The sequence below is a fragment of the Mycobacterium gastri genome (assembly GCF_002102175.1).
Classification (GTDB): domain Bacteria; phylum Actinomycetota; class Actinomycetes; order Mycobacteriales; family Mycobacteriaceae; genus Mycobacterium; species Mycobacterium gastri.
Map to the genome: position 1 here is coordinate 69642 of NZ_LQOX01000112.1, position 16860 is coordinate 86501.

Here is a 16860-nt window from a genome sequence, read left to right on the forward strand (position 1 = left end):
GCTGCCGGGTTCATCACCAGCGGCAGTGCCCCGATGGCGACCTCGTCGTCCATGGGCAGCAGCCCCGATCCCATACTGACCTGATTGGCCTGGTGTTCGGCATCGGCCAGGGATTTCCACAATCCCCAATCGACAACGGTGGCCGGCAGGCCCATAACACGGCGCGCATACGCCAGGGCGTCCAAGTAGCCGCTGGTCGCGGTGTAGTGCGCCAACCACCGCGAACCGGTCAGGCCTGAGATGGAGGAGAACAGGACGAAATAGCGCACCGCCGTCGTCACCGACAGCCGGTGCAACAGGGCCGCGGCGTCCAGCTTGGGCGCGAACATGGCCTCGACGTCATCGTCGGTCATCTCGTCCAGCAAGACCGGCCGGCCGGCGAAAGCGGCCAGGTAGATGCCCTCCAGCGGCGGCAAGTCGGCGCCGAACCGGTCGAACAGCGCCGTCATGGCGCCTTCGTCGGTCACATCCGCGGCAACCGTGAGGAGGTTCTTGCCAACTGCGGCAAGGCTTTCGGCCAGCTCGTGCAGCCGGTCGCCGGGGTTGCGGGATACCGCGACGACGGTCGCGGCGCCCATCTGGGCGAGCTGGCGGATCAGGTGCGGCCCGATGTTGCCGGTAGCCCCGATCACCAGTTGGCTGGCCTCGGAATTGAGGGTGACCGCTTCGGCGGTCACCGGCCGCCACCGCAGCCGGGGCACGTGGCGGGCACCCAGCCGGTACACGACCTGATCCTCCTCGTCGGCGCCCCGGACTGCGGCCAGCACCTGCCGCACGGCCAGCGTTGCCGGCGTCGAATGGTCGAGATCGATGAGTCCGCCCCAGATTTCGGGATGCTCCAGGGCCAGCGAGCGACCCAGGCCCCACAGCACCGCATGCGCGGGGTTGGCCCGATCCCCCTCCGCGACGGGCTGGGCATTGCGGGTCACGACGAACAACTTCGCCGGTGAGCTGCTGGCCCTCATCGCGGCGGCAAGCCGCCGGGTTGCATGGAAAACCCGGTAGGCCTGTCCCACGTCCAGTGGGTCGGCGGTGACCGGCGGCGCGTAGAGCACATGGTCGGGCGCGGGCAGGGCTTCCAGCAGCGCGCTCAGGTCGCCGTCGTCGGCGAGTGCGGTCAACGGCAGGATCTCGACCCGGAAATCCGCACCCGCGACACGGCGCAGCTCGGTGCACAGTTCGTCGTCGGCTGCCACCAGCCAGCGCGCGCTGCTCGGTGGGTCGGCCTCCGATGCCGGGCAGGCCGGCCAGGTCAGCTCGTAGCACCAATCGTCGAGTGCCCGGTTTCCGGAGTGCACTTGTCCGGGTACCTTGTTGGGAGTCGGACGTTCGGCGCCCGCCGCGGCGGTGATCCAGTGGCGGGTGTGTTGCCACGGGGTGCTGGGGATGGCGGGGTGCGGCTCCGGCGGGTGCGGGGTCTGCGGTGGGTGGTCCAGGGCAGTGCAGAGGTTGCCGCGGAACGTGACGGTGTCATCGGTATCACGTTGCAGCGTCCCGATACTCGCGAAGGTGCCCGTGCTGCCTTCCGGGCGCGCGGCTTCGAGCGTGTCGGTGATGGCCTGAGTTAGCAGCGGGTGCGCGCTGACTTCGATGAAGGTGTGGTGACCGGTCCCGGCCTGGGTGATGGCTTGCTGGAACCGCACCGGGTTGCGCATGTTGGTGGCCCAGTGCTCTGCATCGAACGCCGGTGGGGTAGCCAGGTTTTCGTATGTGGTGGAGATGATCGGAATGGTCGGTGTGCGCGGCGCCAAATCGGCCAGTTCCGAACGCATCTGGGGCTGCAGCGCGTCCATGGCCGGATTGTGCGGGGCGACTTCGATATTCACCCGGCTGGCAAAACGATTCTGCGCGCGCACCCGGGCGATCAATTCGTCGACCTGCTCGGTGGGCCCGGCGACGACGGTCTGGCGCGGGGAGTTGTAGATCCCCAATGTCACCTGCGGATAGTCAGCGATGAGCGCTTCCGTCTCGGCGGCATCGAGGCCGAGCATGGCCATGCCGCCCTGCCCGGACAGCGGCGCCATCAGCCGCGAGCGGGTGGCGGTCACCCGCAATCCTTCGGCGGGAGTAAGCGCTCCGGCGACCACGGCAGCGGCCACCTCGCCCATGGAGTGGCCGATGACCAAATCGGGTTGCACCCCATAGGAGCGCCACAGCTGGGTCAAGGTCAGCTGCATGCCGATGAGGCCCAGCTGAATCTGCTCGATGCCGACCAGTTCCTTACCACCGGCGATGACCTCATGCAGCGAGAAGCCGGCCTGCTCGACGAAAACCGGCTCCAATTCGGCCACCGCAGCGGCGAAAGCGGGCTCTTCGGCGAGCAATCGGCGACCCATCCCGGCCCATTGCGATCCACGTCCGGAGTAGACGAACACCGTGCCCGGCCCGGGCGAGTCGTCCCGGGGGCCGACCACGCCGGTGGCGTGCTGCCCGGCCGCCAGGGCACGCAACCCGGCCACCGCCTGGGCACGCTGCCGGGCGACCACGATGCCGTACTTGGGGTGCCGGGCGCGGTGGTGATTCAGGGTGTGGGCCACATCGGTCAGCGCCACCTCGGCACCCGGGCCCTCCATCCAATCGGCCAGCACGGCCGCCGTGGCCGCCACCCGTTGCGGCGTCTTGCCGGTCACCAGCAGCGTCGACACCTCAGTGTCGGTGTCGGTGTCAGAGCCGCGACCCGATACCGGAATCTGTTCGGTACCCTGCTCGATGATGACGTGCGCGTTGGTCCCGCCCAGTCCGAACGACGACACCGCCGCGCGCCGCGGCCCGATCTGACCTTCGGTGGCCGGCCACGCGGTGTTCTCGGTGGGAACGAAAAACCTCGTCGGCGCGACGTCGATGGCTGGATTCCATTGCGAGAAATGCAGATTCGGCGGGATCGTGGCGTGCTGCACCGCCAGCGCGGCCTTGATGAACCCCGCGATCCCGGCCGCTGCCTCCAGATGCCCGATATTGGTCTTCACCGCCCCGAGCGCGCACGAACCCTCGCCCCCGCCGTATGTCGACGCCAGCGCCTCGAACTCGATCGGATCGCCCAGCACCGTGCCGGTTCCATGGGTTTCGACATAGTTCACGCTTTCGGGTGCGACGTCAGCGGATCGCAACGCATCGGCGATCACGTCGCACTGGGCCGCCGTATTCGGCGCAGTCACCCCGTTGGAGCGGCCGTCCTGGTTAACCGCCGAGCCGCGCACCACTGCCAGCACCCGGTCGCCGTCGCGCACCGCGTCGGTCAACCGCTTGAGCACCACCACGCCGGCGCCCTCGCCGCGCACAAACCCGTCGGCCGCCGCGTCGAACGTGGCGCACCGGCCCTGCGGGGACAGCAATCCCCAGGCCGATATCGCGATTTGGGTCTCCGGGCGAAGGGTGATGCTGACGCCGCCGGCCAGCGCCAAGTCGGTTTCGCGCAGCCGCAGGCTCTGGCAGGCCAGGTGTAGCGCCACCAACGACGACGAACACGCGGTGTCCACCGCCACCGCCGGACCGCGCAGCCCCAACAGGTACGAGATACGACCCACCGTGATGCTGTGCGCGTTTCCGGTTCCGCTGTAGGCGTCCACGCTTTCCGGGCTGGTGCCCAGCATGGACTGGTATTCGTTGAAATAGACCCCCATCATGACGCCGGTTCGAGTGCCGGCCAGCGAATCCGGTGGAATGCCGGCATGTTCGAGGGCCTCCCAGGACACCTCGAGCAGCATCCGCTGCTGCGGGTCCATGGCGGCGGCTTCGCGCGGGGTGATGCCGAAAAACTCGGCGTCGAAGCCGGCGACGTCGGGCACGAATCCGCCCCACTTGGTGGTCATCCGGCCCGGTGTCAACGGGTCGGGGTCGTAGAACGCGTCGGCGTCCCACCGGTCGGCCGGTACCCGCGAAATCGCGTTGCGCGCGTCACCCAGCAAGTCCCAGAAGCTGTCCGGATCGGTTGCGCCGCCGGGAAACCGGCAGCCGATCCCTACCACCGCGACGGGCTCGGCCACCGCGATCCGGGAGATCTTGGTGAACTCCTCGGCCAGCGTGGCGCGTTGCTGTGCGGTCATACCGGAGATCCGGCTGAAGGCGGTGCGTATCACCTTTCGCCCTCGGTCGAGGTCGATTCGATCCGGTCGAACAGACTGTCCAACACACTTCCCGCCGAGGCGGATAACGCGGCCATCTCATCGGCGGCCGAATCCTGCTGTGGCGCGACGAGTTTGGTGAGGTACTGGGCCAGCAATGCCACCGTCGGATGATTGAACAGCATGGTCGCCGACAGCTCAATCCCGACGAATTGCTCGGCTTCGCGCCGAATCGCCATCGCCATCAACGAGTTGAGCCCCAGTTCGGCGAACGGTCGGTCGGTGTCCAGTTCTGTTTCCCGTAACCGCAGTTCGGCGGCGATGATGCCGCGCAGTCCTTTCTCGAGCTCGGTGCGCACCTCGGTGGCCGACATCTGCGACCAGTCCTGCGCCGGCTTCAGGTGCGCGGCCGCATCGATCGACCCGGGCGCGGCGGCCGGCGAGGGCACCGGCACCACGACGGCTTGCGCGACGTCGTAGCCGTCGACGTATTCCCACGCGGTGAAAGCTTCCGACGGCGTGATGTCGCGCGAACCCATGCGCTGCAGCTCGTCGCTGACGATCTGGGCGTCGGCGGCGAAACCCAGCCCCCGCCAGGCAACCCAGTCCAGACTCATGGTGTGGCAGCCCTGTTGGCGGCGGGCCCGTGCCAACGCGTCCAGATAGGAGTTGGCGGCCGCGTACGAACCCTGTCCCGGTATACCAAATATCCCTGCAGCCGACGCGGTCAGGAAGAAGAAGTCCACGCTGCCGGGCGGGAACGCCTCGTGCAGCACCTGGCTGCCGGCGAGCTTGGGCCACATGACCTGTCGCACCGCATCGTCGGTCAGCTGCGTCACCAGTTGATCGTTGGTGACGCCCGCGGCGTGGATGATCCCGCGGATCGGCGCGGCTCCGTCCCGATCGCGCTTGGCCAGCAGGGCCTGTACGTCGTCGCGGCATCCGACGTCGACGGCGACGGCTTCCACCGTCACGCCGCGCATTTCCAGCGCACGGATGGCGTCGATCTTCGTTCGCAGGCTGGCGTCGAGGGTGTCGAGTTCCCAGTCCCGCCGTGGCGGCAACGGGGTACGACCGGTCAGCACCAGACGACGGGCGCCGCGATCGGCGAGCCACTCGGCCATCAGCAGACCCAGCGCTCCCATCCCGCCGGTGACGAGGTAGGCCGCATCGGGCCGGCACTGCATAGACGGGCGCACCGGCTGGCCGCGCACCGGCGCCAGGGCGGGGGCCAGTACCACGCCGTCTCGTGATACCAGGATCGACTTGCTCGGTGCCGCAAGCAGATCGACGAGTATCGGCGCGGATTCGTCCAGGTCCGTGTCGGCCGCGAGATCGACCAGACCACCCCACAGCTGGGGATGTTCGGCGGCGATGACACCCGCAAGGCCCCACAGGAAGCTCTGGCGCAGCGCCGACGGGGTCACCGATTCGTGGACTCCGCGGGTGACGATCCACAACGAGGCGGGCTCACCGGCATCTCGTACCGCTAAAGTCTTTACCAGAGTGCCGATTTCGGCGGTGACCCGCACGGAGAAGTCGATGTCGGTCTCGTCGGCGGTTGCCGGGTGAAAGTCCGCGACGTAAAGCAGATAACGGGCATCCGATACCGCTGCGGGCGGGTATCCGGCGTTCTCGAGATGTGTCCGCAGCGGAGCACCGTCATCACCGATCACCGCGACGGGCTGCGGCCCGGTCACCCGACCGGGTGCCGGGTGGGCTTGCGCGTCAACGACATCGGCGCGCGGTTGCCAGTCGATGGTGTGCACGAAGCTCCGGGCGTCGGTGCTCTCGGCGGCCGGTTGCCCGTCGCCGAAGTCCAGCGCCCGGTAGCGAAGTGAGCGCATCGACATGCTGGCTGCGTCGCCGGGGGCGGTGATGTCGACATCGACGGTGATCCCGTCGCCGTCGCGAGCGGTTCGGGTGAGCATCACCGAGGCGCGCGGCGCCCCGACAGGGTCGCCGAACCACATCTGCTCGATGGCGGCCGGCACGTGGAGCCGCGGGTCGGTGTCGTCGGCCAGCGCCCCGACGTGCACTGCGGCGTCCAGTAGCGGTGCGGTCAAGCCCTCGGGCAGTGCCTCGGGAAGATCGATCCCCACGGTGAGCCCGGTGGCTTCCGGTGTCCATGAATCCACCGACCAGGTGAAGGGCAGGCCGTCGACGCCATGGACGGCGAACAGCGCTGCAACGTCGGGAATCTCGTCGCCGCGAACATTCTGAGGGTGGTGTCCGTTGCCGGGAAGGGCCGAACCCGGCGGTGACGACGAAAGTCGCGCTGTCGCATGCCGTGTCCACCGATTCGACGAGGCTTCGGCAGCCGGAATCGAGGCCAGGCTGATCGACAGGTTGTCGGCGACCACCTGGATCAGTCGCGGCTGGTCGGCGAAAACGGGTTGCTCGAATCGGATGTCGGTCAGCGAGCGGTAGCCCAATTCTGTTGCGGCGCAGACCATTGTGTGCAGCACGACCGAGGCTGGGACGAGTTCGATCCCGTGGAATCGATACCGGCCCCGGTACGGCTTGGCATCCGGTGCCAACCTGGCTTGCCAGAGGTGCGACGGCGGACTCGACAGGACCGAGGTGTGTTGGCCGAGCAGGGTGCCCGCCGCGGGAGCCACACCGGCAACGTGGGCCGAGCGTTTGGTGGTGATCCAGTGGCGGTGGTGCTGCCAGGGAGTGGTCGGGATGGTCGGGTGCGGCTCGGGCGGGTGTGGCGTGTGCGGTGGGTGGTCGGTGTGGACGGTGTTGAGGTTGGTGCGGAAGGTGATGGTGTCGTCACCGTCACGTTGCAGGGTGCCGATGCTGGTGTATCGAGTTCCGTGCTGGGCGCTGCGCAATGTGTCCATGACGGCCTGAGTCAGCAGCGGGTGGGCGCTGATCTCGATGAAGGTGTGGTAGTTGCCGCCGGCCCGCGCGATGGCCTGCTGGAAATGCACCGGGTTGCGCATGTTGGTGGCCCAGTGCTCGGCGTCGAACACCGGGCGGGTGTCGACGTCTTCGTAGGTGGTGGAGATGACCGGAATCGTCGGGGTCTGCGGGCTCAAATCCGCCAGCTCCGAACGCATCAGGGGCTGCAGCGCATCCATGGCCGGATTGTGCGGGGCCACTTCGATATTGACGCGACTGGCGAACCGATCCCGGGCCCGCACCCGGTTGATCAATTCGTCGATCTGTCCGGTGGGACCGGCGATCACGGTCTGGCGCGGCGAGTTGTATATACCCAGGGTCACTTGCGGGTAGTCGGCGATGAGCGCCTTGGTCTCGGTGGCGTCGAGTTCGAGCAGGGCCATGCCGCCCTGCCCGGACAACGGCGCCATCAGCCGAGACCTCGTCGCGGTCACCCGCAAGCCCTCGGCAGGTGTCAGCGCTCCGGCGACCACGGCGGCGGCCACCTCGCCCATCGAGTGGCCGATCACCGCGTCGGGTTGCACTCCGTAGGAGCGCCACAGCGCGGTCAGCGCCAGCTGCGTGCCGATCAGGCCCAGCTGAATCTGTTCGATGCCGACCAGTTCCTTGCCATTGGCGAGCACGTCGCGCAGCGAAAAGCCGGCCTGTTCGACGAATACCGGCTCCAGGTCGGCGATGGCCTCAGCGAAAGCGGGCTCGTCAGCCAGTAGTTGGCGGCCCATGCCGGGCCATTGCCAGCCGCGACCGGAATAGACGAACACGATGCCCGGCCCCGGTGAACCCTCCTGCGGGCCGACCACACCAATGGCGTGCTGACCGGCGGCCAGCGCACGCAATCCGGCTACCGCCTGCGCGCAGTCACGCGCGACGACGGTGCCGAACTGGGCCTGCCGGGACCGGTGATGATTGACGGTGTGGGCGACGTCGGCCAACGGCACCGCCGCGCCGGGGCCCGCCATCCAGTCGGCCAGCACCCCTGCCGTCGCGGCCACCCGCTGCGCCGTCTTACCCGCCACCACCAGAGTCGACACCGCCGGAGCCGGGCCGTGCTCAGGTGGCGGCGACACTTCCTGGCCCTGTTCGATCACCACGTGCGCGTTGGTACCGCCGAAGCCGAATGACGACACACCAGCGCGCCGCGGATGGCCTGTCTCCGGCCATTCCGTCAGCGTGTCAACGACTTTCATCCGCAGGTCGGCAAACGCGATGTGTGGGTTGGGGCTTTCGAAACGCTGGTTCGGCGGAATCCGGCCATGCTGTACCGCAAGCACCGTCTTGATGAAACCGGCGATGCCGGCCGCGGCCTCGGTGTGTCCGAGATTGGTCTTGACGGTACCGATGAGCAGGGGAGCGTCCTCGGGGCGTCCGCGGCCCAGCACGGTGCCCAGGGCGCGGGCTTCGATCGGATCGCCCAGCAGGGTTCCGGTGCCGTGAGCTTCGACGAAGTCGACTTCGTTGGGCTGCATCCCCGCGTTGGTGTAGGCCGCGCGGAGCACGGCCATCTGGGCCGCGGGGTTGGGGGCCATCAGCCCATTGGAGCGGCCGTCCTGGTTGACCGCCGATCCGCAGATCACCGCCAGTACGCGGTCGCCGTCGCGTTGCGCGTCGGTCAACCGCTTGAGCACCACCGCCCCGGCGCCTTCGCCGCGCACAAAACCGTCGGCGGCCGCATCGAAGGCGCGGCAATGACCGGTGGGCGACAACGCACCGACTTGGTCGAAGCCGCGAAATACGGCCGGGGACAACAACAAATTCACTCCGGCGGCGATGGCCAGGTTGCAGTCCTGCGTCCGCAGGCCCTGGCAGGCCAGGTGGATCGCCACTAGCGACGACGAGCATGCGGTGTCCACCGCCACGGACGGGCCGCGCAGGTCGAGGAAATACGAGAGGCGGTTGGCGATGATGCTCATCGCGCCGCCGGTATTACTCCAACCGTCGACCTGCGACAGATCGGTGGAGGCAATAGCGCCGTATTCGCTCAAGCACGACCCGGCGAATACTCCCGTCTGCGAGCGCCGCAGCGCGCTGGGCGCAATTCCGGCGTGTTCCAACGCTTCCCAGGCCACTTCCAGCAGCAGTCGTTGCTGGGGGTCCATCTTGTCGGCTTCGCTGGGGGATATCTCGAAGAATTCCGTGTCGAATGCGTCGATGTCGGGCAGGAATGAGCCCCACCGCGTGGTGCGGTCCAGCAGTGCCCGCACTTCCGGCGAGCCGTCGTCGAACTGTTCCCACCGTTCGTCGGGGACCTTCCCGATCGCCGAACGGCGGTCACAAAGAAACTCCCACAACGCATCTGGGCCGGTGATCCCCCCGGGAAACCGGCACCCCATGCCGATCACGGCGATCGGCTCTTCCAGCGAGCTTCGACCGGGGCGCTTGAGCGCCGCGTCGGACTCGGAATCGGGCTCGGGCGCGGTGAGATATGCGGCCAGGGCGTTGATCGTCGGGTGTTCCCAGAAGTCGATCGGGGATACGGTTTTGCCTAATAACTCGGTCAACTCTCCGGACAGCACCACCGCGTCACGCGAACTCACGCCCAGATCGGCCAGCGACAGATTGGGATCGACCTCATCGGGGGTACAGCCGATATTGGTCACCAAGTAGTCGACGAGCCAATGGCGAAGGTCGGCTTCGTCATTGATACTCGCCGTCATGCGCTCACGTCCAGGCGTTTGAAGCCGTCGCGGCGATACCTTTCGACGCAGGCCGAACGGCGGATCTTGCCGCTGGTGGTGATCGGAATCGAGCCGGGGGAGACCAGAACCAGGTCGGCCACGCGCAAGCTGTGGGACCTCGAGATCGCAAAGGTGACATCGCGCTTGACCGAACGCAGCTTGCGCATGGCCTCTTCGGCCGACGCTCCGCGCCGCTTCAGCTCGATGATTGCGACCAGTTGCTCGGTGATGTCGTCCGGGACGGATATCGCCGCGACGCGGCCACCGGTGATCTCCTGGATCGTCGCCTCGATGTCGTCGGGGTAGTGGTTGCGGCCGTCGACGATCAGCAAGTCTTTGATGCGGCCCATGATGAACAGTTCGCCCTCGGAGATGACGCCCAGGTCTCCGGTCCGCAACCACGGTCCCTCGGGCGCCCCCGGGGCGGGATCGACCAACTTGGCGTTGAACGTGCGCGTGGTCTGCTCCGGTTTGCGCCAATATCCCAACGCGACGTGGTCACCGTGCAGCCAGATCTCGCCGACCGTCCCCGGCGGGTTTTCGATCTTGGTCTCGGGGTCGACGATGCGCACCGCCGACGGGTCCGGCGAACCGTAACTGATGAGTTCGGTGCCGACCGGCCCGTCGGTTCGGCTGCGCCTGGCCTGCCCGGCGGTCAGCTGTCCGTAGTCGAAACGAACGGTCCTGGGCGCGGTGCCCGGCTCGGGAGCCGCCACGTAGAGGGTCGCTTCGGCGAGCCCGTAGGAGGGTCGCACGGCCGTGGGGCTGAGGTTGTAGCGGGCAAAACGCTCGGTGAAGCGCTTCACGGTGGCCACGTGGATGCGCTCGCTGCCGCTGACGATTCCGACCACATTGCCGAGGTCGAGCCCTTCCATGTCCTCGTCGGATGTCCGCCGCACAGCCAATTCAAAGGCGAAATTCGGTGCCGCGGAGAAGCAGCTTCCGGTGGTGGCAAGCAATTGCATCCAGCGGGCCGGCCGGCGCAAGAACGACATCGGACTGATTAAGACCGCGCTTCGGCCCGCGACCAGTGGCGCGCATATTCCAAGAATCAGGCCCATGTCATGAAACAAGGGCAGCCACGACAGCAGCACCGCGTCGATCGGCATTTCGGGACCGCCGAAATAGCCATAGAGGCTCTGTGTCACGTTGGCGATGACATTCTTGTGCGACACGATGACACCGGCCGGCGTGCGAGTCGAACCGGAGGTGTATTGCAGGTAAGCCGCCCCGGTCGACAGCTGCGGTGGCGTCGCGAGCTGACGTTGCGAGTCCAGATCAAGCAGATCGACCTCGATGACGAACGGCGCGGGCCGTCCGTCGTGCGCGTTCGCGTATTTCGTGACGTCGGCGACGACCGACGACGTCGTCAGAATCGCGACCGGGTTGGCGTCACGCAATACCGCGGACACGCGATCGTCATGAATACCATATTGCGGCGTGGAGAGCGGAACTGCGATAAATCCGGCCTGCAGGGCGCCGAGAAATGCAATGACATATTCCAGACCCTGCGGCGCCAGAATAGCCACGCGATCACCCGGTGACCCATACAATTTGAGCTCTTCAGCGATGGTGCAGGCACGGCCGTACACCTGCGACCACGTCAAAGTCTCAGCGAACCCCTTCGGATCCAATCCGTAGTCGATGAATGTATACGCAGTGGTGTCAGCGTGCTGATCCGCCCGCTGCTTCAGCAAAGCAGGGACAGAAGAGTCGATCACCGGCATCGCACTTAACTCCCATCGGCTTGTCGGTTTTGATTGTGTGCTGCACCTGTGAATCACTGGCACAGTGCGACTGACCAGCATCGTGGAACCCGCTGGTCTGAGCTGACTAGTCCGCTATGACGAGGAGGCAGCTTTTGCCGTCGAAGCACACCGGCGTGCCCATGCTGACCGCCCCCGGAATGACCCCGTTCCCCATACGACTAGTCGGTCTACGTAAGGTAACCACCTCTCGGGACGGGTACGGGCAGTATTTGGAAAATCCACACTTTCCCCACAGCGACCGCCAATGCTACCGCCTGCTATCGCACCGTTCCGACCTGTATTAAGCCTTTGTACCAGGGAGTCCGCCGTGAGCTGGGGTGGTAGATGTGACATTTGGTACATCAGTGACAGATGACTAGTGCAGTGAGAGTTGGTATCTCGATTCTGGCACGCAGGTGCCAGCACTTTGGGACCGGCGTCTCGTTGTGACAAAGTTCACAGCCTTGCCCCGGTGTGATGCGCCAGCGGGCGCGCGGCGGTCGGTCGGCCGGCCGGCCCGGGGGTCGGCATACGCCGGCGACGCGGCATCCGGGCCGGCTCCGGCGCCGAGCGGGGGCGAACTTCGGCAACAAGGCGCCAGGAATGACACCGCTGGCGCGTACGGTGCCGGCCAGGTTTGTCGCAGCTAAGCTTTGTGGAGCTGTTGGAGTGCGCGGTCCTCGATGTCTCCTACGAGCTCTGGCAAATTGTTGTTGAGATAGAAATGATCCCCTGGGAAGACACGGATCGCGAATTCGCCCGTCGTTCGGTCACGCCACGGCTCCATGTCTTCTCGGGTCGTAATCCAATCCTTGTCCCCGATGTATGCATAAATTGGGCACGATAGTTTTGTCTCGGGCGGACAGGTATAACCCGCAATGGCGCGGACGGCTCTCAATGTTGGTAGCACACCCACCCGAAATTCTTCATCGGCAAAGAAATCCGGATTAGTGCCGGTGGCCCGGGCTACCAAATCCAGCATCTCGTTATCCGAGAAACCCTGGAGTTGTTTGTATCTGATATGGCCCGGTGCCGACGTGGCCGACACAAACAGTGCGAGGATGCGGTAACCGGCTGATTGAAACCTCAATGCCACTTCGAAGGCCAGCATTCCGCCCATGCTATGACCGAAGAAGATGACCGGATCGCCGATCGGGGCGGTCGGCTTCATCATCGCGAACACCTCGTCGGCGAGGCCAGGAATGCTTTCCAGCGGCGGCAGGCCCGACCGGTCGTTCTGTCCCGGGTACTGGACAGCTATTCGCTTCAGGCCACCGGAAAACTCGCGAGAGAATGCGACATAGTCTTTTGCGGTTCCACCGGCATGCGGGAAGATATACAGCGTAGGGTTTTTGCCGTCGTTCGAGCGGGCGTGCACGGCGCCACCCTACCGTGGCCCACCGAACGTGCACATCGACGTCGGTTAACGTCACCCAACCTCACCCAACCTCACCCAACCTCGACCAACGGCGGCGCCGGGAACCCGTATGACCGACGGCACCGAGGTAGCGATGACATCGCGGCCGTCGCGCACGGAAACCGTGCCAGCCCGGGCTGCGTCGGGGGATCGGCGGGCGCCCGCGGTGTCGGCTGAAGCCGGGAAACAGGCCGACACACCGACGTCACCACCGGCGTCACAGGGATAACAACAGGCACACTGGTAACAACAAAGTCATGCAGGGATGCCGGGAGGATATGGTCGTGTACCGAGTCTTTGAAGCGCTCGACGAATTGAGCGCAATTGTCGAAGAAGCCCGCGGCGTGCCGATGACCGCGGGCTGCGTGGTACCACGCGGCGACGTGCTCGAGCTGATCGACGACATCAAGGACGCGATCCCCGGCGAACTCGATGACGCGCAGGACGTGCTCGACGCCCGTGATTCGATGCTGCACGACGCAAAAGCGCATGCCGACTCGATGGTTTCCGCGGCGACCACCGAGGCGGACTCGATGCTGAACCATGCCCGCGCGGAGGCGGACCGGATTCTGTCCGATGCGAAATCCCAGGCCGATCGAATGGTGGGTGAAGCGCGTCAGCACAGTGAGCGGATGGTCGCGGACGCCCGGGAGGAGGCGATGCGCATTGCCGCCTCAGCCAAACGGGAGTACGAGGCCAGCATCAGCCGGGCCAAGTCCGAATGCGATCGACTGATCGAAAGCGGCAACATCTCCTACGAGAAGGCGGTGCAAGAGGGCATCAAGGAACAGCAGCGCCTGGTGTCGCAGAACGAGGTCGTGCAGGCGGCCACTGCGGAGGCCACCCGCCTCATCGACACGGCGCACGCCGAGTCCGACCGGCTGCGCGGCGAATGCGACGTCTATGTGGACACCAAGCTTGCCGAATTCGAAGAAATGCTCAACGGCACACTGCGCTCCGTCGGACGAGGCCGCCATCAGCTTCGCACCGCTGCCGGCACGCACGACTACGCAACGCGCTAGTCGAGTTCCCGCCGCAGCAGGGTCCGCCGCGGGGGGTGGGGTTCGGCGCGACAGGCGGTGGATTCCCGCCAGAGCCCGGCGCGCGCCGTAGGATCTCTCCTATGGCGAGGCAGCACAGCCGGACAGCCCACGGGCGTCTGACCGCGCCGCTGGCGATTGACATCGCTCGGCTGGGGCGTCGCCCCGGGGCCATGTTCACCGTGCAGGACACCGTGGACAGCCCCACCCGCATCGGCGTGGAGCTGATTGCCATCCAGCGAGGTGCCCCGTTGGCCCTGGACCTGCGCGTGGAGTCGGTATCGGAGGGAGTGTTGGTCACCGGGACTGTTACCGCCCCCACGACCGGGGAGTGCTCCCGCTGCCTGACCGCGATTCAGGGCCGGGTACAGGTTGCCCTGACCGAACTTTTCGCTTATCCCGGCAGCACCACCGCGGCCACCACCGAGGAGGACGAGGTCGGGCACGTCGTCGACGAGAAGATCGATCTCGAGCAGTCGATCATCGACGCGGTCGGCCTGGAACTGCCGTTTTCCCCGGTCTGCCGGCCCGACTGCCCCGGGTTATGCCCGCAGTGCGGTGTCGTGCTGGACACCGACCCCGACCATCACCACGACCAGATCGACCCCAGGTGGGCGAAGCTGGCCGATATCGTCACGGCGCAACGCCCCGATGCCGCGGATCGAGGTGAGCGGTGACGGCGTCACGGCAGAGTCTGCTCGACGCGCTCGGTGTCGACCTCTCCGATGAACTGCTGTCGCTGGCGTTGACGCACCGCAGCTATGCCTACGAGAACGGCGGGCTACCGACCAACGAGCGGCTGGAGTTTCTCGGCGACGCCGTCCTCGGGCTGACCATCACCGACGAGCTCTACCACCGCCACCCCGACCGTTCCGAAGGCGACCTGGCCAAACTGCGGGCCAGCGTGGTCAATACCCAAGCGCTGGCCGACGTCGCGCGCAACCTGTCGGACAACGGCCTCGGTGTGCACATGCTGCTGGGCCGCGGCGAGGCCAACACCGGTGGAGCCGACAAGTCCAGCATTCTGGCTGACGGGATGGAATCGCTGCTGGGCGCGATCTACCTGCAGCACGGTATCGAGGTATCGCGCAAGGTGATCCTGAAGTTGTTCGGACCATTGCTGGACGCGGCGGCGACGCTGGGTGCCGGGCTGGACTGGAAGACCAGCTTGCAGGAGCTGACCGCGGCGCGCGGGCTGGGCACCCCGTCCTACCTGGTCACCTCCACCGGCCCGGACCACGACAAGGAGTTCACCGCGGTGGTCGTCGTGATGGACGCCGAGTACGGGTCGGGTATGGGTCGCTCCAAGAAAGAAGCCGAGCAGAAAGCCGCGTCAGCCGCCTATAAGACACTCGAGGCTTTGGACGTGCTGGACCCCGCCGGGAAACCTTCGCTCTAGATGCCCGAACTACCTGAGGTCGAGGTGGTGCGGCGTGGCTTAGCGGCCCATGTGGCGGGCAAGACGATGACCGCGGTTCGGGTTCATCACCCCCGGGCGGTACGCCGCCACCAGGCCGGACCCGCCGACCTGACGGCGCGGCTGCTGGGCGCGCGAATCACCGGAACCGACCGGCGCGGCAAGTACTTGTGGTTGACGCTGGATAGCCCGGGTAACCCCGACAGCGCACTCGTGGTGCACCTGGGCATGAGCGGACAGATGTTGCTGGGGGCAGTCCCGCGCTCCGACCACGTCCGGATCTCCGCCCTGCTCGACGACGGAACCGTGCTGAGCTTTGCCGACCAGCGCACCTTCGGCGGATGGCTGCTTGCCGATCTGGTAACCGTGGACGGCAGTGTGGTTCCGGCGCCGCTCACCCACCTGGCGCGCGACCCGCTCGACCCCCGCTTCGATGCCGCTGCCGTTGTGAAGGTCTTGCAGCGCAAGCATTCTGAACTCAAGCGCCAGCTGCTGGACCAACAGGTGGTCTCCGGAATCGGCAACATCTACGCCGACGAAGCGCTGTGGCGGGCCCGGCTGAATGGCGCCCGGATCGCCGCCACCTTGACCCGCCGGCAGCTGCGCGCCGTGCTGGATGCCGCCGACGACGTGATGCGCGAAGCGCTGGCCAAGGGCGGGACGTCGTTCGATTCGCTGTACGTCAACGTCAACGGCGAGTCGGGCTATTTCGACCGATCGCTGGACGCCTACGGCCGCAACGGCCAGAACTGCCGGCGCTGCGGTGCGGTGATTCGCCGCGAAAAGTTCATGAACCGCTCGTCGTTCTACTGTCCGCGATGCCAGCCGCGGCCGCGGCGTTAGCGTATCGAGGTCGGCGTCACTCGGCGCGAGGACGCCCCGGCACGAACCGGTACAAAGAAGCCATGACGGAACTGTGGGTAGAACGCACGGGCACTCGCCGCTATACGGGATACAGCTCGCGCGGCGCGCTGGTGCTCGTGGGCTCCGAAGACGTCGACGGGGTGTTCACCCCCGGTGAGCTGATGAAGATCGCGCTCGCCGCGTGCAGCGGCATGTCCAGTGATCAGCCGCTGGCCCGTCGCCTCGGCGACGACTACCAGGCGGTGATCAAGGTATCGGGTGCGGCCGATCGCGACCAGGAGCGCTACCCGCTGCTCGAGGAAATCCTTGAGCTCGACCTGTCGGGACTGGCTGCCGAGGAGAAGGAGCGCGTGTTGTTGGTCGTCGACCGGGCCATCGACCTGGCATGCACCGTCGGGCGCACCTTGAAGTCGGGTACCACCGTCAACGTCGAGGTCGCCGATGTCGGTTCCTGACGTGCGGCTGACCGCCTGGGTGCACGGCCGGATCCAGGGCGTCGGTTTCCGCTGGTGGACCCGCTGCCGGGCGCTGGAGCTTGGCCTGACCGGTTACGTGGCCAACCAGGCCGACGGCCGCGTGCTGGTGGTCGCCCAGGGGCCGCGTGAGTCGGGGGAGCAGTTGCTGCGGCTGCTGCGGGGCGGCGCCACCCCCGGGCGCGTTGACAAGGTGGTCGCCGACTGGTCGGAGGCGTCGGAGCGGATCGCCGGGTTCAGCGAGCGGTAATCTGG

10 protein-coding genes (1 of these 10 cut by a window edge) are annotated in these 16860 nt (G+C 66.5%); 6 read left to right on the top strand and 4 right to left on the bottom strand.

All coding sequences use genetic code 11. The features are described from left to right. The 4 genes from AWC07_RS14300 to AWC07_RS14315 all read right to left on the bottom strand — a co-directional run. A protein-coding gene (locus tag AWC07_RS14300; protein ID WP_139829701.1) for a type I polyketide synthase crosses the window boundary here: on the bottom strand, nt 1–4076 show its 5' portion. It extends 544 nt beyond the left edge of the window; the window shows 4076 of its 4620 coding nt (coding positions 1–4076); the start codon lies at nt 4074–4076; its stop codon lies beyond the left edge, outside the window. After that, entirely contained in the window at nt 4073–9625 is a 5553-nt protein-coding gene (locus AWC07_RS14305; protein ID WP_085105114.1) for a type I polyketide synthase, read from the bottom strand. Before AWC07_RS14305 ends, AWC07_RS14300 begins: the two co-directional genes overlap by 4 nt. Further along, nucleotides 9622–11373, bottom strand: coding sequence for a long-chain-fatty-acid--AMP ligase FAAL26/FadD26 (gene fadD26, locus AWC07_RS14310; protein WP_036419648.1), 1752 nt, complete (start codon nt 11371–11373; stop codon nt 9622–9624). The genes AWC07_RS14305 and fadD26 overlap by 4 nt, the downstream gene beginning before the upstream one ends. Before the next feature lie 667 nt (nt 11374–12040). Beyond that, complete coding sequence (locus AWC07_RS14315) at nt 12041–12772, bottom strand: thioesterase II family protein (RefSeq protein WP_051508272.1); 732 nt, start codon at nt 12770–12772, stop codon at nt 12041–12043. 323 nt (nt 12773–13095) lie between these two features. Between AWC07_RS14315 and sepIVA the strand changes: the two genes are divergently transcribed. The 6 genes from sepIVA (at nt 13096) to AWC07_RS14345 (ending at nt 16855) form a co-directional block, all read left to right on the top strand. After that, nucleotides 13096–13833 carry a cell division protein SepIVA gene (gene sepIVA, locus AWC07_RS14320; protein ID WP_036419666.1) on the top strand — a complete coding sequence of 246 codons (738 nt, stop codon included), beginning with the start codon at nt 13096–13098 and terminating at the stop codon, nt 13831–13833. Between the two features lie 101 nt (nt 13834–13934). Further along, nucleotides 13935–14528: a YceD family protein gene (locus AWC07_RS14325; protein WP_051508273.1), complete on the top strand. Its 594-nt coding sequence runs from the start codon at nt 13935–13937 to the stop codon at nt 14526–14528. Beyond that, entirely contained in the window at nt 14525–15250 is a 726-nt protein-coding gene (gene rnc / locus AWC07_RS14330; protein WP_036419650.1) for a ribonuclease III, read from the top strand. Before AWC07_RS14325 ends, rnc begins: the two co-directional genes overlap by 4 nt. Beyond that, the gene (gene mutM / locus AWC07_RS14335; RefSeq protein WP_036419651.1) at nt 15251–16111 is read left to right on the top strand and encodes a DNA-formamidopyrimidine glycosylase; all 861 of its coding nucleotides are present in this window, start codon (nt 15251–15253) and stop codon (nt 16109–16111) included. It begins immediately after the preceding gene. Between the two features lie 62 nt (nt 16112–16173). After that, nucleotides 16174–16587, top strand: coding sequence for an OsmC family protein (locus tag AWC07_RS14340; RefSeq protein ID WP_036419653.1), 414 nt, complete (start codon nt 16174–16176; stop codon nt 16585–16587). Then, nucleotides 16574–16855: an acylphosphatase gene (locus AWC07_RS14345; RefSeq protein WP_036419655.1), complete on the top strand. Its 282-nt coding sequence runs from the start codon at nt 16574–16576 to the stop codon at nt 16853–16855. Before AWC07_RS14340 ends, AWC07_RS14345 begins: the two co-directional genes overlap by 14 nt. Nucleotides 16856–16860: the final 5 nt, after the last annotated feature.